This window comes from Streptomyces pacificus (assembly GCF_011766325.1).
GTDB lineage: Bacteria > Actinomycetota > Actinomycetes > Streptomycetales > Streptomycetaceae > Streptomyces > Streptomyces pacificus.
In genome coordinates this window covers 18,543-37,926 of the sequence record NZ_BLLG01000019.1, presented here as the reverse complement: position 1 = coordinate 37,926, position 19,384 = coordinate 18,543, and the positions used below count along the sequence as shown (strand labels likewise).

At 69.3% G+C, this 19,384-nt stretch carries 17 protein-coding genes; 7 read left to right on the top strand and 10 right to left on the bottom strand.

The annotated features are described in order from the left end of the window. Positions 1 to 156: 156 nt before the first annotated feature. Together SCWH03_RS23580 and SCWH03_RS23575 are read right to left on the bottom strand one after the other, a co-directional pair. A complete protein-coding gene (locus SCWH03_RS23580; protein WP_371872755.1) occupies positions 157 to 1,848 on the bottom strand; it encodes a globin domain-containing protein in 1,692 nt (563 codons plus the stop codon). 435 nt (positions 1,849 to 2,283) lie between these two features. Next, a complete protein-coding gene (locus SCWH03_RS23575) occupies positions 2,284 to 3,501 on the bottom strand; it encodes an MFS transporter (RefSeq protein WP_173266313.1) in 1,218 nt (405 codons plus the stop codon). A 172-nt stretch (positions 3,502 to 3,673) separates the two neighbouring features. Between SCWH03_RS23575 and SCWH03_RS23570 the strand changes: the two genes are divergently transcribed. Together SCWH03_RS23570 and SCWH03_RS23565 are read left to right on the top strand one after the other, a co-directional pair. After that, the gene (locus SCWH03_RS23570) at positions 3,674 to 4,165 is read left to right on the top strand and encodes a MarR family winged helix-turn-helix transcriptional regulator (RefSeq protein WP_173266312.1); all 492 of its coding nucleotides are present in this window, start codon (positions 3,674 to 3,676) and stop codon (positions 4,163 to 4,165) included. Between the two features lie 47 nt (positions 4,166 to 4,212). Next, positions 4,213 to 4,665 carry a GNAT family N-acetyltransferase gene (locus SCWH03_RS23565; RefSeq protein ID WP_173266311.1) on the top strand — a complete coding sequence of 151 codons (453 nt, stop codon included), beginning with the start codon at positions 4,213 to 4,215 and terminating at the stop codon, positions 4,663 to 4,665. A gap of 264 nt (positions 4,666 to 4,929) precedes the next feature. Here the strand turns inward: SCWH03_RS23565 and SCWH03_RS23560 are convergent, their stop codons facing one another. Further along, positions 4,930 to 6,312 (bottom strand): serine hydrolase domain-containing protein, encoded by a 1,383-nt coding sequence (locus SCWH03_RS23560; protein WP_173266310.1) that lies wholly within the window; start codon positions 6,310 to 6,312, stop codon positions 4,930 to 4,932. Here SCWH03_RS23560 and SCWH03_RS23555 point away from each other — a divergent pair. Next, positions 6,311 to 6,484 carry a hypothetical protein gene (locus tag SCWH03_RS23555; protein ID WP_173266309.1) on the top strand — a complete coding sequence of 58 codons (174 nt, stop codon included), beginning with the start codon at positions 6,311 to 6,313 and terminating at the stop codon, positions 6,482 to 6,484. The genes SCWH03_RS23560 and SCWH03_RS23555 overlap by 2 nt on opposite strands. On the opposite strand, the gene dnaB is transcribed toward SCWH03_RS23555, so the two are convergent. Further along, complete coding sequence (gene dnaB, locus SCWH03_RS23550) at positions 6,451 to 7,938, bottom strand: replicative DNA helicase (RefSeq protein ID WP_173266308.1); 1,488 nt, start codon at positions 7,936 to 7,938, stop codon at positions 6,451 to 6,453. The genes SCWH03_RS23555 and dnaB overlap by 34 nt on opposite strands. A gap of 424 nt (positions 7,939 to 8,362) precedes the next feature. Here dnaB and SCWH03_RS23545 point away from each other — a divergent pair, with 424 nt between their 5' ends. Then, entirely contained in the window at positions 8,363 to 9,700 is a 1,338-nt protein-coding gene (locus SCWH03_RS23545) for an MATE family efflux transporter (protein ID WP_173266307.1), read from the top strand. Between the two features lie 158 nt (positions 9,701 to 9,858). Here SCWH03_RS23545 and rplI read toward each other — a convergent pair whose 3' ends face one another. The 4 genes from rplI to rpsF all read right to left on the bottom strand — a co-directional run bounded on the left by rplI (position 9,859) and on the right by rpsF (position 11,563). Beyond that, positions 9,859 to 10,305 carry a 50S ribosomal protein L9 gene (gene rplI / locus SCWH03_RS23540; protein WP_173266306.1) on the bottom strand — a complete coding sequence of 149 codons (447 nt, stop codon included), beginning with the start codon at positions 10,303 to 10,305 and terminating at the stop codon, positions 9,859 to 9,861. Between the two features lie 18 nt (positions 10,306 to 10,323). Beyond that, entirely contained in the window at positions 10,324 to 10,560 is a 237-nt protein-coding gene (gene rpsR, locus SCWH03_RS23535; protein ID WP_003949403.1) for a 30S ribosomal protein S18, read from the bottom strand. A gap of 57 nt (positions 10,561 to 10,617) precedes the next feature. Beyond that, complete coding sequence (locus SCWH03_RS23530; protein WP_173266305.1) at positions 10,618 to 11,199, bottom strand: single-stranded DNA-binding protein; 582 nt, start codon at positions 11,197 to 11,199, stop codon at positions 10,618 to 10,620. 73 nt (positions 11,200 to 11,272) lie between these two features. Further along, complete coding sequence (rpsF, locus tag SCWH03_RS23525) at positions 11,273 to 11,563, bottom strand: 30S ribosomal protein S6 (protein WP_027734081.1); 291 nt, start codon at positions 11,561 to 11,563, stop codon at positions 11,273 to 11,275. A 297-nt stretch (positions 11,564 to 11,860) separates the two neighbouring features. Between rpsF and SCWH03_RS23520 the strand changes: the two genes are divergently transcribed. The 3 genes from SCWH03_RS23520 to SCWH03_RS23510 all read left to right on the top strand — a co-directional run bounded on the left by SCWH03_RS23520 (position 11,861) and on the right by SCWH03_RS23510 (position 14,614). Then, on the top strand, positions 11,861 to 12,175 hold the full coding sequence (locus SCWH03_RS23520) for a hypothetical protein (protein WP_173266304.1): 315 nt from the start codon (positions 11,861 to 11,863) through the stop codon (positions 12,173 to 12,175). A 108-nt stretch (positions 12,176 to 12,283) separates the two neighbouring features. Next, entirely contained in the window at positions 12,284 to 13,402 is a 1,119-nt protein-coding gene (locus tag SCWH03_RS23515; protein WP_173266303.1) for a lipid II:glycine glycyltransferase FemX, read from the top strand. A 180-nt stretch (positions 13,403 to 13,582) separates the two neighbouring features. After that, positions 13,583 to 14,614, top strand: a complete 1,032-nt coding sequence (locus SCWH03_RS23510; RefSeq protein ID WP_173266302.1) for an alanine racemase — start codon at positions 13,583 to 13,585, stop codon at positions 14,612 to 14,614. Positions 14,615 to 14,854: 240 nt separating this feature from the next. Here SCWH03_RS23510 and SCWH03_RS23505 read toward each other — a convergent pair whose 3' ends face one another. Together SCWH03_RS23505 and SCWH03_RS23500 are read right to left on the bottom strand one after the other, a co-directional pair. Further along, the gene (locus SCWH03_RS23505) at positions 14,855 to 16,348 is read right to left on the bottom strand and encodes a glycosyltransferase family 87 protein (RefSeq protein ID WP_173266301.1); all 1,494 of its coding nucleotides are present in this window, start codon (positions 16,346 to 16,348) and stop codon (positions 14,855 to 14,857) included. A 165-nt stretch (positions 16,349 to 16,513) separates the two neighbouring features. Further along, on the bottom strand, positions 16,514 to 19,297 hold the full coding sequence (locus tag SCWH03_RS23500) for a transglycosylase domain-containing protein (RefSeq protein WP_173266300.1): 2,784 nt from the start codon (positions 19,295 to 19,297) through the stop codon (positions 16,514 to 16,516). Between the last annotated feature and the right edge of the window lie 87 nt (positions 19,298 to 19,384).

The window sequence follows — 19,384 nt, the reverse complement described above, 5'->3', positions numbered from 1 at the left end:
CGGATCCCGGCCCGGATGCGGCCCAGGGACGTGTGGCCGGATGCCCTCCTGGCCCCCGACAGACAGGTTTTGCCCGGCAGGGAGCGGCCCCGGCTCTGCGGGCGAGGCGAAGCTGTTTCGGCCGCACAGCGGCCCGGTGAGGAGGGCCGCCAGGAGCTACCCGAGCGAGTCGTGCCGGATGCGCTCGGCGGGGATGCCGACGCCCCTGAGCGTGTCCACCCCGCTGCGGATCATCCCGACCGGACCGGAGACGAAGGCGTCGTACTCGTTCCACGGCCCGTATGCGAGCACCGCGTCGGGCAGCCGCGTCCTGCCGTCCACGACGGGCCGGACCTGAAGCCAGGGGTGGCTCTGCTGGAGCCGCAGCATCGTGTCGATGTCGTACAGGTCGTGATCACTGCGCGCCCCGTAGAACACCTCCACCGGACGGCGCTCACCGTGCTCGGCGACGTCTTCGACGAGTGCCTTGATCGGCGCGATGCCGGTACCGCCGCCCAGGCAGAGCATGCCGTTCTCGGTGGCGTGGTCCACCACCATCGACCCCCCCGGCGGGCCCAGCCGGAGCACATCGCCGGGTCGGGCGTGATGGACCAGGGCGTTGGAGACCCATCCCGCCGGGACCGCCTTCACATGGAATGCCAGGAGTCCGTCGGAGCGGGGCGCCCCCGCGAAGGAGTAGTGCCGCCAGACCCTCGGCCACCACGGGGTCTCCAGACTCGTGTACTGACCGGCCAGGAACGGGTACGGCTGATCGGGACGCACGGTGACGACCGCGATGTCCGGCGTCCTGAGATCGTGGGACACCACCTCGGCCTGCCACCACGCGGGCGCGTACCGCTCGTCCTCGGCGGCCGAGTCGATCATGATCTGGGAGATGGTCGTGTACGCGCGGACCCAGGCGCCTTCGGTCTCCTCGTCCCAGGTCGTCGACGCGTACCGGGTCAGTGCTCCGATGAGCGCCTCGCCGACGGCCGGGTAGTGCGCGGGCCGGGTGCCGTACTTGCGGTGGCCCCGGCCGAGCTGCTGGAGGTAGCCGACCAGCACGGACGGGTCGTCCAAGTGCTCGGCGGCCGTGAGCAGCGCCTTGAGGAGCCGGTCGCGCTGGGTGTCCATGGCGGCCGGGAAGAGGGCCCGCAGATCAGGGTGGCGCAGGAAGAGCAGGGCGTAGAAGTAGGAGGTGACCTTGTCGGCGACCGGGGCGATCTCCTCCATGGTCCGGCGGATGAGGACGGCGTCGGGGGACGCGGTCCGCTCGGCTGCTGCAGGGAAGAGACCTGCGGTGTACCGCTCAGGACCGGCGGCGAGGTCGGCTCCGCTGCGGGGAGCGGTCCCGGGCAGCGGGGCGCCCTGGTGGGTGTGGTGGGGCACGGCACGCGGGTCGGGCGGATCCCCGTCATGCGACGGGGCGCCCTGCTGCCAAGGGGCGCTGCGGAGAGGTCGGCCGTTCCCGTGGGGGGATGAGTCCGCGTGGGCCGCACCGCCCCCGTGCGGAGCCCGGTGCGCTGGCGCCTCTCGCGCCGGCGCCCCCGGTGGTACCCGGGTGTCGAGGGCGGAACCCGCGCGTGGGACGGTGATCTCGCACGGCGGGGCCGCTGCTGCCCGCTCGGCTCCCGTGCCGACGGGGCGAATGGGGGCGACCGGCCGGCTGGGGGTGACCATCCGCCCGCCGGCCGATGGCCAGGCCCGCTCGCCTTCGCCGCTCGCCGCACCGGAGTCCGCAGGTCCATCGGGGGACTGTCTCCGGGGGGTGAACCAGCCACCCCCGCGCTGCGCACCGTTCTCGCCGGAGGTCCCGTTGTCGGCCGACATCGTGGTCGGAGCGTCCATTGTGTGCCTCGCCTCGAACATCTCTCGGTCGGTCTGCGCACTTCCGCTGGTCTGGAACGTGCCTCGTTTTCGCCGCTCTGTTCTCAATGACGCATGCCCGCCCCGCACGAGACTTCGCGATTGCGGGATCCGGGCGAGTGGGACCGGATGGTGACACCGGCCGCGGCACTCATCGTGGCATCATGCCAACTTCCTGCCCGACGGCGGACAAAGAGTGGAAAGTCCGGGTATCCGCACCTGCTTTCCCGTTAGGCTGCGTCGCACCCCTGTCTGTCCATCCGGCCGCTGCTCGGATCTCGGTGGCGATGCCCCCGCACCCGGACCGGAAGTGGCATCGCACCGGTCCACAGAGCTCTGGCACGGTTCCACCGGGCGAGGGGGCGGCCCAGCGCGAAGGGGCCTCCGGCGCGGCGAGGCCGGAACCCGGTCCTGCCCGGGTATGCCCCGCCGATGACGTCACCGGCGAGCCGCGGCGACCGGGGCGGGCACGGCGGCGGCAGAACCGGCGGCCACCCGGCCGACCCGGCGGACACCGCGGCGCTCGAGCGCACCGGAGAGCACCGCCAGCACCAGTGCGGAGCCGGCGAGTAGCGCCCCCACCCAGTTCGGGGCGGTGAAGCCGAGGCCCGCGGCGATCACGATGCCGCCCAGCCAGGCGGCGAGGGCGTTGCCGAGGTTGAAGGCACCGATGTTGACGGCCGAGGCCAGCGTGGGCGCCCCCGATGCCTGGTCGAGTACCCGCTTCTGGAGCGGCGATACGGTGGCGGATCCCAGCCCGCCGACGAGCACGATCGTGACGGCCGCCGTGAGCTTGTCGTGGGCGGTGAAGGTGAACAGCGCCAGCGTCACGGCGAGGGCTCCGAGCGAGACGTAGAGAAGGGGCATCAGCGCCCGGTCGGCGTACCTGCCGCCGATCAGGTTCCCACCGACCATGCCCAGACCGAAGAGCACCAGCAGCCAGGTCACGGAGCTCTCGGCGAAGCCGGCGACCTGGGTCATCATCGGCGTGATGTAGGTGATCGAGGCGAAGACGCCGCCGAACCCGAGCACGGTCATCGCCATGGCCAGCAGCACCTGGACATTGCCGAAGGCGGCCGCCTCATGGCGCAGCCGTACGCCCTCGGGCCTGGGCTGCTCCGGGACCAGCAGGGCGATGCCGGCGAGTCCCAGCACCCCGAGCCCCGCGACGGCCAGGAATGTGGCCCTCCAGCCGATGCTCTGCCCGATGAAGGTGCCCAGCGGAACCCCGACGACATTGGCGACGGTCAGACCGGTGAACATCATCGCGATCGCACCTGCCTTCCGGCCCGGAGCCACCAGGTCTGCCGCGAGGACCGAGCCGATGCCGAAGAAGGCGCCATGGGCAAGCGAGGCCACCACACGGCCGGCCAGCATGACGCCGAAGACGGGAGCGAGGGCCGACAGCACGTTGCCCACGATGAAGAGGCCCATCAGCACCATCAGCATCCGCTTGCGGGGCACCTTGGTACCGATGGCGGTCATCACCGGTGCGCCCATGACCACCCCGAGGGCGTACCCGGTCACCAGGAAGCCGGCGCTGGGGATCGACACCTGAAAGCCGCTCGCGACCTGGGGCAGCAAGCCCATGATCACGAACTCGGTCGTTCCGATACCGAATGCCCCGAGGGCAAGGGCGAGGAGGGCGAGCGGCACGGGTTCCACCTTCTTGACAATTGCGTTTGCACCTTACAGGCGCACACAATAATTGCGATAACACTTATTTGCAAGCGCGGGCTATTGCGCTGGTCGTCTACCCTGGAGATCCGGCCGCTCCGCAGGCCGAGGGCACCGACCCCGCAGACGCTCCTGGACGGAGGACGGACCGATGACAGCGACGGACCCGGCACTCACCGCGCTCGCCCAGAGCTGGTGCGCGCTCTCTCTGCTGCACGGAAGGATCGAGGGCCATGTCGAGCGGACCCTTCAGACGCATCACGATCTGAGCGTCCGGGAGTACTCACTGCTGAACGTGCTCAGCCGTCAGCACAGCGGGCCGGGCGGCCACCTCCAGATGAAACAGGTGGCCGATGCCGTCCTGCTCAGCCAGAGCGCCACCACCCGCCTCGTCACCCGGCTCGAGGACCGAGGGCTGCTCAGCCGCTATCTGTGCGACACCGACCGCCGTGGTATCTACACCGATGTCACGGAAGCCGGGCTGGCACTGCTTGCCGCGGCCCGTCCGACACACGATCGCGCGCTGCGCGAGGCGCTCGACGAGGCGGCGAAGAACCCCGACCTGGCTCCGCTGGTCCGGGCCGTCGAACAGCTGAAGCTCCCCGCACCCACGGTCCCGGCGCCGGCCATCGTCTCCGCGTGAGAATCCGGCCACCGCTCCCACCGTGAGGGACGCATAAGCTGCCGATCATGAGCGATCTGCTGATAAGGCCCGCATCCCGCACCGATATCCCCGCGATCGTGGCGATGCTCGCCGACGATCCACTGGGCGCGCAGCGCGAGTCACCCGGCGATCCGGCTCCCTATCTGGCCGCGTTCACGCGACTCGCAGAAGACCCGAACCAGCATCTCGTCGTGGCCGAGCGGGACGGCCGGGCCGTCGGCACCCTGCAACTCACCCTCGTTCCCGGACTATCCCGTCGCGGCGCCACCCGCTCGATCATCGAAGCGGTGCGGATCCACGCCGACGAGCGGGGCAGCGGCCTCGGCACCCGGCTCGTCGAATGGGCGGTCGAGGAATCACGACGACACGGCTGTCTGCTCGTCCAGCTCACCTCCGATGCCTCCCGCACCGACGCGCATCACTTCTACGAGCGTCTGGGCTTCGAGGCGTCACACGTGGGTTTCAAGCGCGCCCTCTGACGTCCCGCAGGCGTCTTGGCACGCCTCCCGCCTCGCCGGCCGCGCTCTGCCACCGGCCCGTCCGGGCAGGCCGGGAGCCTCAGCCACCACGGGAGAGGCCGTCCGGCCGGCTGAGGTGGAGGGCCGGGCACCGCCCGATCCGCTCATTCCTGAGCCGGGCGCGGGCGATCCTGCCGGCGGAGTCGGCTGCGGCGTTTCACGTGAAACCGCCACCTCACGCAGTGCACGACAGACGCCCCGCACGGTGCGCGCGGGAACCGGTCGTCACGAAGGCGGAGCGCACCACCCTCGTGCGTCCACACCGCCGGGTACCCCGCCGGCCGGATCGTAGGGCTCACGAGTGAAGGCGAAGGACCCCAGATCGAGATGGATCAACCGCCCCTCCGGACCGTGCACCGCGCGAAGGGTCTCGCCCGCGAAGTAGCCGTCCAGCCCACGCCAGCTCCCGTCGGGGCGAGCCCGGAACCGGGAACCCCGGCCGGGGCCCGACAGCGGGTACAGCTCAAGTCCCCGGTCCGCGACAAGCTTCAGCCCGAAGGGGGAGGTACCCCAGTACCAAGCGCCCGTCAGCTCCAGCAGTCCTCCGTCCACTTCCTGCATCGGACGCCACGGCTCCGGGAACCGCGGCTCGGCGTCCACCACGATGTGGACGAGATCCGCCGCCACGACGGCAGGAAGCGGTCCTGATGTGGCATTGCCGAGCACCACCGCGGCCACGCCCTCCTGCACGTCGGCCCAGAGACAGGCCACGAAGCCCGGCAGCGATCCGGCGTGCCCGACGAGCGTCTGCCCGTTCCTGCGGACGATCTGAAGGCCGAGGCCATAGGTGCTGTCCCAGTCCCCGGGCTCCGCAGGCGCGGACGATGTCCGCATCTCGCGCAGGGAGCCGGCGCCCAGCACACGTTCACCGCCCTCGGCAAGGAACCCGGCGAAGCGGCAGAGGTCGGCGGCGGTCGACCAGAGTTGGCCGGCCGGTGCCATCAGACCCAGGTCAACGGCCGGTTCGTGCATCACCGCGTCCGCCCATGGATGGACGGCCCAACCGCTCGCATGAGGGGCCCCCGGATGACAGCTCGTGCGGCCCATTCCCAGCGGCTCAAGGACCTCGCTCCGCAGCACTTCCTCCCACGGCCTTCTCCGCACCGCCTCGACCAGCGAGCCCAGCAGGGCGTACCCGGTGTTGGAGTAGTGGTGGCGGCGGCCCGCCGGATGAATCCTGGGGTGCTCCCCGAGTACATCGGCGAGCTCGGGGCGAACCGAGCCCGGCGTGCGCTCCCACCACGGAGCCGGGCTCTCGGCGGCAAGTCCCGCAGTGTGGGACAGGAGTTGGGCGATGGTCGCCTCGCCCACGCCGGTTCCCGGAAGGTGCCCCTCCAGCGGGTCGCCGAGATCGAGCAGCCCCTCGTCCCTCAGCCGCATCACCAGCACGGCGGTGAACGTCTTGGTGAGGGAGCCGATGCGGTACTGGGTGTCCGCGCCCGGCGCACCTTCACCGATACCGCTGCGGGACCCGCTCCAGACCATGCCCCCGTCCCTCACGACGGCCCCGACGAGCGAGGGGGCCCGGCCCTCGGACTGGGCCACGGCGACACGGTGCAGCAGGGCCCGTTCAGTGCCCGGCAGCAGAGCTTCACGAGGTGAGGTCATGGACCAGATCTATCCGACTTCCGGGCCGGGGTCGACCGCTCTCCCCGGCGCAGCGCCGGGGATGCCCGAACTGGGCTTTTCGGTCCGGCAGATCGACCTCCCGGTTCGTACCCTGGATCCGCACATCAGCCCGGAAACTCAGGTCGCCGCCATGTCGACAAAGCGCGAGTAGTGGCCCTGGAACGCGACCGTGATGGTGGCCGTCGGACCGTTCCGGTGCTTGGCCACGATCAGATCCGCCTCGCCCGCGCGAGGCGATTCCTTCTCATAGGCGTCCTCACGGTGCAGCAGGATCACCATGTCGGCGTCCTGCTCGATGGAACCGGACTCACGCAGGTCCGAGACCATGGGCTTCTTGTCCGTGCGCTGCTCGGGACCACGGTTCAGCTGCGAGAGAGCGATCACCGGGACCTCCAGTTCCTTGGCCAGCAGCTTGAGGTTGCGGGACATGTCCGAGACCTCCTGCTGCCGGCTCTCGGCCCGCTTGGAGCCGCCGGACTGCATCAGCTGCAGATAGTCGATGACGACGAGCTTCAGGTCGTTGCGCTGCTTGAGCCGCCGGCACTTCGCTCGAATCTCCATCATCGACAGGTTCGGGGAGTCGTCGATGTAGAGCGGCGCCTGGGAGACATCGGGCATCCGGCGTGCGAGGCGGGTCCAGTCCTCGTCCGTCATCGTGCCGGAGCGCATGTGGTGCAGGGCGACGCGGGCCTCTGCGGACAGCAGTCGCATCGCGATCTCGTTTCGCCCCATCTCGAGAGAGAAGATCACGCTGGGCAGATTGTTCTTGATCGATGCCGCTCTCGCGAAGTCGAGTGCCAGCGTCGACTTGCCCATGGCGGGGCGCGCGGCGATGACGACCATCTGGCCGGGGTGCAGACCGTTGGTGAGCGAGTCGAAGTCGGTGAAGCCGGTCGGGACTCCGGTCATCTCGCCGCTGCGCGAGCCGATGGCCTCGATCTCGTCGAGCGCTCCCTCCATGATCTCGCCGAGCGGCAGATAGTCCTCGCTGGTGCGCTGCTCGGTGACCGCGTAGATCTCGGCCTGCGCCGAGTTAACGATCTCGTCCACATCGCCGTCCGCCGCGTACCCCATCTGCGTGATGCGCGTGCCCGCCTCGACCAGGCGCCGCAGCACGGCGCGCTCGTGCACGATCTCCGCGTAGTACGAGGCATTCGCGGCCGTCGGGACCGACTGGACGAGAGTGTGCAGATAGGAGGCACCACCGACACGGGTGATCTCTCCCCGCTTGGTCAGCTCCGCGGCTACGGTGATGGGGTCGGCGGGCTCGCCCTTGGCGTAGAGGTCGAGGATCGCCTGATAGACGGTCTCGTGTGCGGGCCGGTAGAAGTCGCGGCCTTTGATGATCTCGACGACATCGGCAATGGCGTCCTTGGAAAGGAGCATGCCGCCGAGGACGGACTGCTCGGCATCGAGGTCCTGCGGAGGAACTCGCTCGAAGCCCTGGGAGCCGTCGTCCCAGGCGACGCTCTCCCTGCCGCGCTCATGCTGCTCCTCGCGGCCACCGCGCCCGGAGCCCTCTCCTCGGCGGGGGCGGGAGACGGGCAGACGGTCACCCGGACCGATGTCGGTCCAGGGCTCGTCCAGGGGCTCGGGGACACTCACCGGCCGCCTCCTCCCGTCCGCTCCGCGGACCTCTGCGTGGCACTCTTTTTAGGACACGGCACTGACAACACGAGCGGCCCGATTCCGCATCACGGCACATCGGGCGCCGGTCCACCGTAGGGCTGCGGGCACCGTCAGCCAATCTGGTTATCCACAGGCCATGTGGACGACCGAGCCGATGCTGTGGAGAACTCGCCGGAACCTGTGCACGGAGCGGGGGACAGCACTGTGGACAAAGTCATAGACCGCAACCCACACACCCTTTGAGCTGCAGCTTCTCCATCCACCGGCTGTGGGGGAGAAAAACTTCCCCAGCCGGGCCAAGATCACAACAAACGGCCCACAGCAGAAGCTCCACACCGCCACCCAGTAAGGATCAAGTTCGGCTTGTATCTCTTACCTGTGGAAGATTAGATTGCTGCCCATGACACAGGCCCCTGCGGCGTCCAGATCCAGCCGCCGACAACATGACCGCGAGATCATCGCACTCGCCCTGCCAGCCTTCGGAGCACTCGTCGCAGAGCCCCTGTTCGTCATGGTCGACAGCGCGATCGTCGGGCATCTCGGCACCCCGCAACTCGCCGGACTGGCTATCGCTGCGGCGCTGCTGATGACGGCGGTCAGTGTCTTCGTCTTCCTCGCCTACGCCACGACCGCCGCAGTCGCACGGCGCGTGGGCGCCGGAGACCTGCGTTCTGCGATGCGCCAGGGCATGGACGGCATCTGGCTGGCCCTGCTGCTCGGCGTCGTGGTCGTCGCCGTAGCGCTCCCTGCCGCACCATGGCTCGTGGACGTCTTCGGGGCTTCCGGTACCGCGACCCCGCACGCCGTCACCTATCTGCGGATCTCGAGCCTCGGCATCCCCGCCATGCTCGTGGTCATGGCCGCCACCGGCGTACTCCGGGGCCTCCACAACACCCGGACCCCCCTCTATGTGGCGATCAGCGGCTTCGCGGCAAACGCGGCCCTCAGTCTCGGCCTGGTCTACGGGGCCGCACTCGGCATCGCCGGCTCCGCCTGGGGCACTGTCCTGGCCCAGTCCGGAATGGCCGCGGTCTATCTCGTGGTGGTCGTTCGCGGCGCCCGTCGCCACGGCGCCTCCCTGCGACCCGACGCCGGAGGCATACGGGCGAGTGCCCAGGCAGGTGCACCACTGCTGGTCCGTACGCTCTCGCTGCGCGCCGTACTGCTGATCGCCACCGCCGTGGCCGCCCGTCTCGGTGACGCAGGCGTCGCCGCGCACCAGATCATCCTCTCCCTCTGGAGCCTTACCACGTTCGCCCTGGACGCCGTCGCCATCGCCGGCCAGGCCATCATCGGGCGCTGCCTCGGCGCCGACGACCCCCAGGGAGCACGTGCCGCGTGCCGCCGCATGGTCGAGTGGGGAATCGCTTCGGGAGTAGGGCTCGGATTGCTGATCGTGCTGGCACGTCCGGTCTTCGTTCCCCTGTTCACCAGCGATCCCTCCGTCAAGGAGACCCTGCTGCCCGCGCTGCTGGTGGTCGCCGTCACCCAGCCCGTCGCAGGTGTGGTATTCGTCCTGGACGGTGTGCTGATGGGCGCCGGCGACGGGCCCTATCTGGCCGGCGCGATGCTCGTCACCCTGCTGGTCTTCACACCGGTCGCACTCCTGGTGCCGTCTCTCGGTGGCGGCCTGACCGCGCTCTGGTGGGCCATGGCCCTGATGATGGCGGTCCGCCTGGCGACCCTGTGGCCCCGCGCCCGCTCCGGCCGCTGGGTCGTGACGGGGGCCGCCCGCTGACGAGCGGCGTTCCACGTGAAACATTCCTGCGCACCCGTCGCCACCACGCGGTGACGCGCAGAGCATGCACCTGCGTGGCGGCGGCAGATGCCGAAATCGAGAGGGAGGGCCGCACCCGGACGGGTGCGGCCCTCCCACTGCGCTGTGCGGGCAGTCGTTCAGCCGGCGACGACCTCGACGCCGAGCTTCGCGGCGACCTCGGGGTGCAGACGCACGGACACCTGGTGCGAGCCCAGGGTCTTGATCGGCGAACCGAGTTCGACCCGGCGCTTGTCCACCTCCGGGCCACCGGCGGACTTGATCGCCGAGGCGATGTCCGCCGGGGTGACGGAGCCGAAGAGGCGGCCGGCGTCGCCGGAGCGAACGGCCAGACGCACCTTCACGCCCTCGAGACGGGCCTTGACCTCGTTGGCCTGCTCGATGGTGGCGATCTCGTGGATCTTGCGGGCGCGGCGGATCTGCTCGACGTCCTTCTCGCCACCCTTGGTCCAGCGGATCGCGAAACCGCGCGGGATCAGGTAGTTGCGAGCGTAGCCGTCCTTGACGTCGACGACGTCACCTGCGGCACCGAGGCCGGAGACCTCATGGGTGAGGATGATCTTCATGGTTCGGTCACCCTTCCCTTAGCGCGCGGTGGACGTGTAGGGCAGCAGCGCCATCTCACGGCTGTTCTTGACGGCCGTGGCGACGTCACGCTGGTGCTGCGTGCAGTTGCCGGTCACCCGGCGGGCACGGATCTTGCCGCGGTCGGAAATGAACTTCCGCAGCATGTTCGTGTCCTTGTAGTCGACGTAGGTGACCTTGTCCTTGCAGAAAGCGCAGACCTTCTTCTTCGGCTTGCGCACAGGCGGCTTCGCCATGGTGTTTCTCCTGTGTGATCAAGAAGTGGGAGTACGAGCTCCCCAGGGGCCCTGCCCCTAGAAAGGAGGCTCGTCCGAGTAGCCGCCGCCGGAACCGGAACCGGAGCCACCGCCCCAGCCGCCGGACTGCTGCTGGCCGCCGGTCGGCGGCGCACTGGTGGCCCAGGGGTCGTCGGCGGGAGCCCCGCCGCCCTGCTGCTGGCCACCGCCGGGAGCACCGCCCCAGCCGCCGCCCTGCTGCTGGCCGCCGCCGTAGCCGCCCTGGCCGCCGCGGCCGGTGGTCTTGGTGACCTTGGCCGTGGCGTTCTTGAGGCTGGGGCCGACTTCCTCGACGTCCAGCTCGAAGACCGTGCGCTTGACTCCCTCACGGTCCTCGTAGGACCGCTGCTTCAGCCGGCCCTGCACGACGACGCGCATGCCTCGCTGGAGCGACTCGGCGACGTTCTCCGCCGCCTGACGCCAGACCGAGCAGGTCAGGAACAGGCTCTCGCCGTCCTTCCACTCGTTGGTCTGACGGTCGAAGGTGCGGGGGGTGGACGCTACGCGGAACTTCGCGACTGCCGCACCGGACGGGGTGAAGCGCAGCTCGGGGTCGTCGACGAGATTGCCGACGACCGTGATGACGGTCTCGCCTGCCATGGGTGAACCTCTCGGCGGGATTGCTTCTGGCTGCTTGCTGCTACTCGAGCCCGATGCCCTCTGAGCTGGGTGCTCAGTGGGTCTCGGGGCGGAGGACCTTGGTCCGGAGGACCGACTCGTTCAGGCTCATCTGGCGGTCGAGCTCCTTGACGACCGCCGGCTCGGCCTGCAGGTCGATGACCGAGTAGATGCCCTCGGGCTTCTTCTTGATCTCGTAAGCGAGACGACGACGGCCCCAGGTGTCGACCTTCTCGACCTTTCCGTTGCCCTCACGGACGACGGAAAGGAAGTTCTCGATCAGCGGGGAGACAGCGCGCTCCTCGAGATCGGGGTCGAGGATGACCATCACCTCGTAGTGACGCATGTGGAACCCACCTCCTTCGGACTCAGCGGCCACGGTCGTTCCGTGGCAGGAGGGTCGTGATGCGTTGAGCATCGATGCCTACGCAGTACATCAGGCGGCACTGACAGTCGGCCCCGCAATCGGTCAGGGAGAGCGGGATGCCGAGTGCCGACCTGGGCAGACACCGGTGCGGACGGTACACAGTACCCGGACACCCGCTTCCGGTTGAAATCCGGCACCCATCCACCGCACCCTGTACGCATCGGGTGTGGGCGGCGTCACAGTGCGCCGCCTTCCGGGAATGCCAGGAGGTGCTTCATGGCCCAGCCGCAACCGAACCCCACCGGCTCTCTCCTCGCCACGGACGGCAAGCCCCATCCACGCCAGGACACCCTGGTGATCGCCACCCTCGTCCTGGGTGCGGTGGCGTTCGTGGCCGCGCAGTTCCACCACCTGCACCTGCTCAGCTCCTGGACCGGACTCATCGGAATCCTCACGGGCGCGTACGGCCAGTTCATCTCGGTCACCACCCGGGAGCGCTTCCTCCTGGTCATCGGCCTGGGGGCGTCCGCGATCGGCTTCTTCCTCGGAATGGCGCAGGGCGGCCTCTTCGGCGGCCTGATCGGCTACTAACACACGTCCCCCCGCAGCCACGCGGGGCGCTTCACGGGCCCAGTAGGCTTCGGCGCGAGAGCCGGAGCCCCTGACCCATGGGGACACACCAGCCGAGGAGCGCCCCGCATGAGCCTGACCCTGAGGACCATCAGCCGAGAGCAGCATCTGGCCTACGTCCAGAGCCTGCCTTCGGCGAGTCACTGCCAGGTCCCGGCATGGGCGGACGTGAAGACCGAATGGCGCTCCGAGAACCTCGGCTGGTTCGACAGGGAGGGGCAGCTCGTCGGCGCCGGTCTGGTGCTGTACCGCCAGCTCCCCAAGATCAAGCGCTATCTGGCCTATCTGCCCGAGGGCCCGGTGATCAACTGGTACGCCCCCAACCTGGACGACTGGCTCCGGCCGATGCTGGCCCACCTCAAGAGCCAGGGCGCCTTCTCCGTGAAGATGGGTCCGCCCGTGGTGATCCGCCGCTGGGACGCCGCCGCGATCAAGGCAGGCATCCAGGACCCGGACGTGAAGCGCCTGCGCGACGTGGAGGCGACGCACATCGAGGCCCGCGCGTTCGAGGTCGCGGACCGGCTCCGGAAGATGGGGTGGCAGCAGGGCGAGGACGGCGGCGCCGGCTTCGGCGACGTGCAGCCGCGGTACGTGTACCAGGTGCCCCTGGCCAACCGTTCGCTCGATGACGTGCTCAAGGGCTTCAACCAGCTGTGGCGGCGCAACATCAAGAAGGCCGAGAAGGCCGGCGTCGAGGTCGTGCAGGGCGGCTACGAGGACTTGGCCGAGTGGCAGCGGCTCTACGAGATCACCGCCGAGCGCGACCGCTTCCGCCCCCGACCGCTCTCGTACTTCCAGCGCATGTGGACGGTCCTGAACTCGGAGGACCCCAACCGGATGCGTCTCTACTTCGCCCGGCACAACGGGGTCAATCTTTCGGCGGCGACGATGCTCGTCGTCGGCGGCCACGTCTGGTACTCGTACGGGGCCTCCGACAACATCGGCCGCGAGGTCCGGCCCTCCAACGCGATGCAGTGGCGAATGCTGCGGGACGCCTACGCCATGGGCGCCACCGTCTACGACCTGCGCGGCATCAGCGACTCGCTCGACGAGACCGATCACCTCTTCGGGTTGATCCAGTTCAAGGTGGGTACCGGCGGCGAGGCGGTCGAGTACGTCGGTGAGTGGGACTTCCCGCTCAACAAGGTGCTGCACAAGGCTCTCGACATCTATATGTCGCGCCGCTGATCATTCCGTACTCTCTCCTTCGACCGCCTCCCTCTCTCGTCTCCCTCCCGTCTTCCCTTTCCGCCCCTTCCACCCTCGCTTCTTCCTCTCTTCCTCCCTTTCTCTCCTCCTCTCCTCCTCTCCTCCTCTTCGTCCCAGCTCTGGCACACCGCCGCCACCAGAAAGGTTCCGGACCCGGCCATGGCGCTCTCCCTCTACGTCGACAACACGCGCTGGCGGGCGCACCAGAAGTCCATGATCGACCAGTTCCCGGGCCTCGTTCCGGTCTGCAAGGGCAACGGATACGGGTTCGGCCACGAGCGCCTCTCGGAGGAGGTGACCCGCTTCGGGGCGGACACGCTCGCTGTGGGAACCACCTATGAGGCGGCTCGGATCAAGGACTGGTTCGGCGGCGACCTTCTCGTGCTCACCCCCTTCCGCCGCGGTGAGGAACCGGTGCCGCTGCCCGACCGGGTCATCCGCTCGGTCTCGTCCGTCGACGGGGTGCATGCCCTGGTCGGGGCGCGGGTCGTCATCGAGTGCATGAGTTCCATGAGGCGGCACGGCGTCTCGGAGCGCGACCTGCACCAGTTGCATTCCGCGATCGAGGACGTGCGGCTGGAGGGCTTCGCCCTCCATCTGCCCCTGGACCGCACCGACGGCTCTGACGCGGTGGAGGAGGTCATCGGCTGGATGGACCGGCTGCGGGCCGCGCGGCTCCCGCTGCACACCATGTTCGTGAGCCATCTGCGGGCCGACGAACTCACCCGGCTCCAGCACCAGTTCCCGCAGACCCGCTTCCGTGCTCGGATCGGCACCCGGCTCTGGCTCGGCGACCACGAGGCGACCGAGTACCGGGGGGCCGTCCTCGACGTGACTCGCGTCGCCAGGGGGGACCGCTTCGGATACCGCCAGCAGAAGGCGGCCTCGGACGGCTGGCTGGTCGTCGTCGCGGGCGGTACCTCGCACGGTGTGGGCCTGGAGGCCCCCAAGGCACTCCACGGCGTCATGCCGCGGGCCAAGGGCGTCGCCCGGGCGGGGCTGGCGACCGTCAACCGGAACCTGTCGCCGTTCGTCTGGGCGGGCAAGCAGCGGTGGTTCGCGGAGCCTCCGCATATGCAGGTCTCCATCCTCTTCGTGCCCTCCGACTCCCCTGAGCCGAAGGTCGGGGACGAGTTGGTCGCCCACCTGCGCCACACGACCACCCAGTTCGATCGGATGGTCGACCGCTGACCCGCCCGGGCGGCGTCCGAGGATGCCGCGCGGCGCACGGGGTTACCACGGGTCGTGTATCGCGGCGGAGGGTCGTCCCCGCATCGGACGTGGTACCGGACGCACTCCAGGTGCTCCCGACGACGCGGCGCGCGGGTACCTCCCCTGCCCGCATGACTGCGGTGGAGTGCGTGCCAGGCGTCGCGGGCCCAGGCCGGACTCTCGCGACCCGCGGCCGTGGGGAGCGGTGCCGGGTCCCGCTCAGCCGGCCGCCGGTCCTGTCGTCCCCCACTCCACTCTCGGGCCTTCCACGGAGTGCGCGGCATGCCTCGGCGAGTGGGCTGCCCCACCGAGCACGAAGACATCCGGCGCCCTGTCCAGAACCCCTCCGGACGGGTCGTCCGAGCCGTCCTGCCGCACCACGTCCCGCTCGGGCATGAGGGCGTCCCGCACCACCACCGCGCACAGGTAGAGCGTCCCCAGCAGGTGGACGGCGATCGCCAGCTGGTAGCCCTCCGGTGGAAGGCCCTGGTGCCTCTCCCCGCTCGTCGTGTAGGCGAGATACATCCAGATGCCCAGGAAGTACACGACCTCGCAGGCCTGCCAGACCAGGAAGTCCCGCCAGCGAGGTCGGGCGAGTGCGGCCAGGGGAATCAACCACAGCACATACTGCGGCGAGTAGACCTTGTTGGTGAGCACGAACGCCGCCACGACAAGGAAGGCCAGCTGCGCGAACCGCGGTCTGCGGGGGGCGGTGAGGGCCAGCCCTGCGATGGCGGCGCAGGCCAGCAGCATCAGCGCCGCCGCATAGGTGTTGACCGCGCCGACCTCGATCGACTCACCCGTGCGCTGGGTGATGATCAGCCAGAAGGATCCGAAGTCGACCTGCCGCTCCTGGCTGAAGGTGTAGAACTTCTTCCATCCTTCAGGCGCCAGCAGCATCACCGGCAGATTCACCGCCAGCCAGGACCCCGCCGCGCCCAGGACGGCCGTCCCGTACTCCCGGTACCTGCCGGCCCGCCAGCACAGCACCAGCAGGGGGCCCAGCAGGAGCAGCGGATACAGCTTGGCCGCCGTGGCGAGCCCGATGAGGATGCCGAAGGCCAGCGCACGCCCGCGTGACCACATGAGCATCGCCGCCGCGGTGAGAGCGACCGCCAGAAGATCCCAGTTGATGGTGGCGGTGAGGGCGAACGCGGGCGCCAGCGCCACCAGCAGCCCGTCCCACGGCCTGCGGCGATGGGTCCGCGCGACACACACGGCGATGATCGCGGTACAGATCATCAGCATGCCCGCGTTGACCATCCAGTAGAGCTGCTCGCGGTGCTGCACCGAGCCGCCGGACGGTGTGAGCCAGGCGGCGACCTGCATAAACAATCCGGTCAGCACGGGGTACTCGAGATACTCCATGTCGCCGTCCAGCCGGTCGAAGTACGGCACCAGGCCGTCGGCGAAACCGCGTCCCAGGAACAGATGCGGGATGTCGGAGTAGCAGGCGTGCGTGTACTGCGAGCCGGCGCCTCGGAACCACGCCCAGTCGTAGCAGGGGATCTTCTGCACCATGCCGAGCGCGAATATCCCGATCGCCACCAGGGCGACGACTCTCACGGGTGTGAGCCGACTGCCGCCGACCCTCGCCCAGCGGCCGACGGGGCCCCCGGCCAGCTCGCTTCCGGCAGCCGCGATCTCGTCCCTCCGCGTGGGACTGACCTGCGGCTCGTCGTGCTGAGGCATCGTCTTCTCCGGGCTCGGCATGGGGCCATCCTGCCGTACGGGCCGCACCGGCGGACGGCCCCTGGACAACGGTCTGTGGACAACGGTCTGTGGACAACGGTCTGTGGACAACGGCGAGGGCCGCGGCACCGGAGTCGGTCTCCGAGTGCCGCGGCCCTCGCGGTGTGTGTGCCGGCGAACCGGCGGTCAGCCTTCCGCCCCTCCCAGCCAGCCACCGCCGCCGTTCCCGCTTCCCTGCGATCCGCCTGTGCCGCCCTGGGTGGTGCCCCCGTCGGCACCCCCGTTGCCGCCCCCGCTGGTGCTGCCGTTGCCGCCGGTCGGCGGTGAGGGGCTGGTGGTCACACCGCCGTCCGCGGCGCCGCCGTCCGTGGCGCCCACGTCGGTCCCGCCGTTGGTCGGATCACCGTCCTGACCCGCGGTCGGATCGCAGGTCCAGTCGAACCGGTTGCAGGACTTCGAGGGCTGCGGAGTCTCCGACGGCGTCTGAGAGGGACTCTCCGACGGGGTCGGAGAGGGGGTTTCCGACGGCGTCTGAGACGACGGCGTCGGCTCGGGGCTGCTGAGACCGCCGCCGTACACGGTCTCGGCACCGAGGGGCTCGGGCTCGGGGAAGCGCTCGACCTCGGTGCCCTTGAGCGCCTGCTCCATGTAGTCGTGCCAGATCTCGGACGGGAACGACGAGCCGTGGATCTTCTGCTGACCGCCCGTTCCGAACATCTCCAAAAATCCCCGGTTCTTGTTCTCGGCGTCGTCGTCCATCCGGTACATGTCGATGGCGGTCGCCAGCTGGGGCGTGTAGCCGACGAACCACGCCGACTTGTTGCCGTCGGTGGTACCGGTCTTGCCTGCGACGTCCCGGCCCGGGAGACGGGCGTTGCGGCCCGTGCCGTCGGGGTCCTCGACGACGTCCCGCAGCACGTCGGTGATGTTGCTGGACACAGCTGAGGAGAACGCGCGCTCCGACTTGTCCTCGTGCTTGAAGATCTCCTGGCCGCCGTGCTTCACCTGCGTCACCGAGTACGGCTCGTGTTGCTCGCCGTTGGCCGCGAAGGTGGCGTAGGCGCCGGCCATCCGGATCGCGCTGGGGTCGGAGATACCGATCGAGAAGGACGGGACGTCGGCCTCGATCAGCGAGTCCTCGCGCAGACCGGCGTCCAGCGCCGCCTGGCGCACCTTGTCGATGCCGACGTCCATGCCCAACTGGACGAACGGCGAGTTGGCGGAGTGGATCATCGCCTCGCGCAGGTTGATGTCCCGGTAGGACTCGTCACCGTCGTTGCGCTGCAGCCACTCCTCGCCCTTCTCGTTCCGCCAGATGCTGCCGTCGTACTTCTTGATCTTCAGCTTGTTGAGGCCGTTGTACCGGCTCTTGTCCGGGTCGACGATCCTGCGCTCCTCGGGGCCCTGTACGGGCCCGGAGTTCGGGTCGCGCACGCCGTCCCGCATCGCGGCGGCGAGCACGAACGGCTTGAAGGTCGACCCGACCTGGGCCCCGGTCTTGTCCGCGTTGTTGGTGAAGTGCTTCGTCGCGTCCTCGCCGCCGTAGATGGCCACGATCGCCCCGGTCTTGGGGTTCACCGAGGCGCCGCCGAACTGGACGTGGGTGTCCGTCTCGGGGCGCTTCTCCGCGTCGATGTGCTTCTCTCGTACGTCCTCTACGGCCTTGGCCAGCTTCTCGACCTTCTTCCTGTCGAAGGTCGTGTGGATCTCGTAGCCGCCCTTGGCGAGATGCTCGGCGGTGATACCGCGGTCGTTGTTGTTGATGAAGTACGCCTTGGCGAGGTCGACCAGGTATCCGGTCTGCCCACTGAGCTGTGCGTTCTTCTTCGGCTTGTCGGGCATCGGGAACGACTCGACGGCCTTCGCGTACTCCTCGGCGGTCAGGTGCCCGTCCTTGCGCATCTCGCCGAGGATCCACATCCAGCGCTTCGTGACGCGCTCGGTGTTGGCCTTCGGCGTGGCCCTGGCGTCGATCTCCGTCGCCCCGGCCGGGTCGTAGTACGTGGCTCCCTTGAGGAGCGAGGCGAGGAAGGCGCACTGGCTCGCTGTGAGCTCCTTGGCGTTGACCCCGTAGTAGGTCCGGGCTGCGGCCTGGATGCCGTAGGCGCCGCGCCCGTAGTACGACGTGTTGAGGTAGCCCTCCATGATCTTCGGCTTCTCCATCTCGGTGCCGACCTTCATCGAGATGAAGAGCTCCTTGACCTTGCGGCTCAGGGTCTGCGACTGGTCACCGAGCATGGCGTTCTTCACGAACTGCTGGGTGATGGTCGAGCCGCCCTGGGTCTGGCCGCCCCTGGCCATGTTGAGCACGGCGCGGCCGATTCCCATCGGGTCGATGCCCTTGTCGGAACGGAACGTCTTGTTCTCGGCCGAGATCACCGCGTTCTGCATGTGGATGGGGATGTTGTCGATCGAGACGATCTGACGGTTGACCTCCCCACCGGTGGCGGCCAGTTGTGAGCCGTCGGCGTAGTAGTAGACGTTGTTCTGCGCCTTGGCTGCCTTGTCCTGGTCGGGAACCCCCACCACCGCGTATGCGATGGTGCCGGCGGTCATCAAGCTGCCGAGGAAGGCGAGGCAGAGGCCGGCCACGAGCTTCCACGACGGCACCCAGCGGCGCCAGCCGTACTTGTCGCGTCTCGGGTAGTCGATCAGCCGCCTCCGGCCGGGGTCCCCGCCCCGGTCCCGTCCTCCCGGCCCCCCGGTGCCGCGCCGGCCACCACCGTGGCCCCCCGTTCCGGAGCCGCCGGCCTCGGAGTCCCTTCTGCGGCCGCTCCCGGCACGCTGGGCGGCGCGCCGGGCCGCGGCCCGGCCCTCGTAGGGGCGCTCTTCCCCGTGCGCGGCGGAGGGAGAGCCGGTGCCTGCGCCCCGGACTGCGCGGCGGCCAGTCGGAGACTGCTGGGCGGCGCGCCGGGCCGCGGCACGTCCGCCGTCCTCGGGCTGCGGCGGCTTGCGACGGTGCTCGCTCATCGAACGACTACTCCTCGAGCAGGCGCGAACGCCTGGAAGCGGCAGTTGAGATCCGGTCCCCCCGACATCAGTACGGACCAGCCCGGC

What these genes read in the sequence shown, in the direction of transcription:
- SCWH03_RS23570 (WP_173266312.1), top strand. Translation starts at nt 3,674, where the DNA reads ATGACAGCGACGGACCCGGCACTCACCGCGCTCGCCCAGAGCTGGTGC.
- rpsR (WP_003949403.1), bottom strand. Translation starts at nt 10,560, where the DNA reads ATGGCGAAGCCGCCTGTGCGCAAGCCGAAGAAGAAGGTCTGCGCTTTC.
- SCWH03_RS23515 (WP_173266303.1), top strand. Translation starts at nt 12,284, where the DNA reads ATGAGCCTGACCCTGAGGACCATCAGCCGAGAGCAGCATCTGGCCTAC.
- SCWH03_RS23510 (WP_173266302.1), top strand. Translation starts at nt 13,583, where the DNA reads ATGGCGCTCTCCCTCTACGTCGACAACACGCGCTGGCGGGCGCACCAG.
- SCWH03_RS23560 (WP_173266310.1), bottom strand. Translation starts at nt 6,312, where the DNA reads ATGACCTCACCTCGTGAAGCTCTGCTGCCGGGCACTGAACGGGCCCTG.
- SCWH03_RS23555 (WP_173266309.1), top strand. Translation starts at nt 6,311, where the DNA reads ATGGACCAGATCTATCCGACTTCCGGGCCGGGGTCGACCGCTCTCCCC.
- SCWH03_RS23500 (WP_173266300.1), bottom strand. Translation starts at nt 19,297, where the DNA reads ATGAGCGAGCACCGTCGCAAGCCGCCGCAGCCCGAGGACGGCGGACGT.
- SCWH03_RS23530 (WP_173266305.1), bottom strand. Translation starts at nt 11,199, where the DNA reads ATGGCAGGCGAGACCGTCATCACGGTCGTCGGCAATCTCGTCGACGAC.
- SCWH03_RS23545 (WP_173266307.1), top strand. Translation starts at nt 8,363, where the DNA reads ATGACACAGGCCCCTGCGGCGTCCAGATCCAGCCGCCGACAACATGAC.
- rpsF (WP_027734081.1), bottom strand. Translation starts at nt 11,563, where the DNA reads ATGCGTCACTACGAGGTGATGGTCATCCTCGACCCCGATCTCGAGGAG.
- SCWH03_RS23580 (WP_371872755.1), bottom strand. Translation starts at nt 1,848, where the DNA reads ATGTTCGAGGCGAGGCACACAATGGACGCTCCGACCACGATGTCGGCC.
- rplI (WP_173266306.1), bottom strand. Translation starts at nt 10,305, where the DNA reads ATGAAGATCATCCTCACCCATGAGGTCTCCGGCCTCGGTGCCGCAGGT.
- SCWH03_RS23565 (WP_173266311.1), top strand. Translation starts at nt 4,213, where the DNA reads ATGAGCGATCTGCTGATAAGGCCCGCATCCCGCACCGATATCCCCGCG.
- SCWH03_RS23505 (WP_173266301.1), bottom strand. Translation starts at nt 16,348, where the DNA reads ATGCCGAGCCCGGAGAAGACGATGCCTCAGCACGACGAGCCGCAGGTC.
- SCWH03_RS23520 (WP_173266304.1), top strand. Translation starts at nt 11,861, where the DNA reads ATGGCCCAGCCGCAACCGAACCCCACCGGCTCTCTCCTCGCCACGGAC.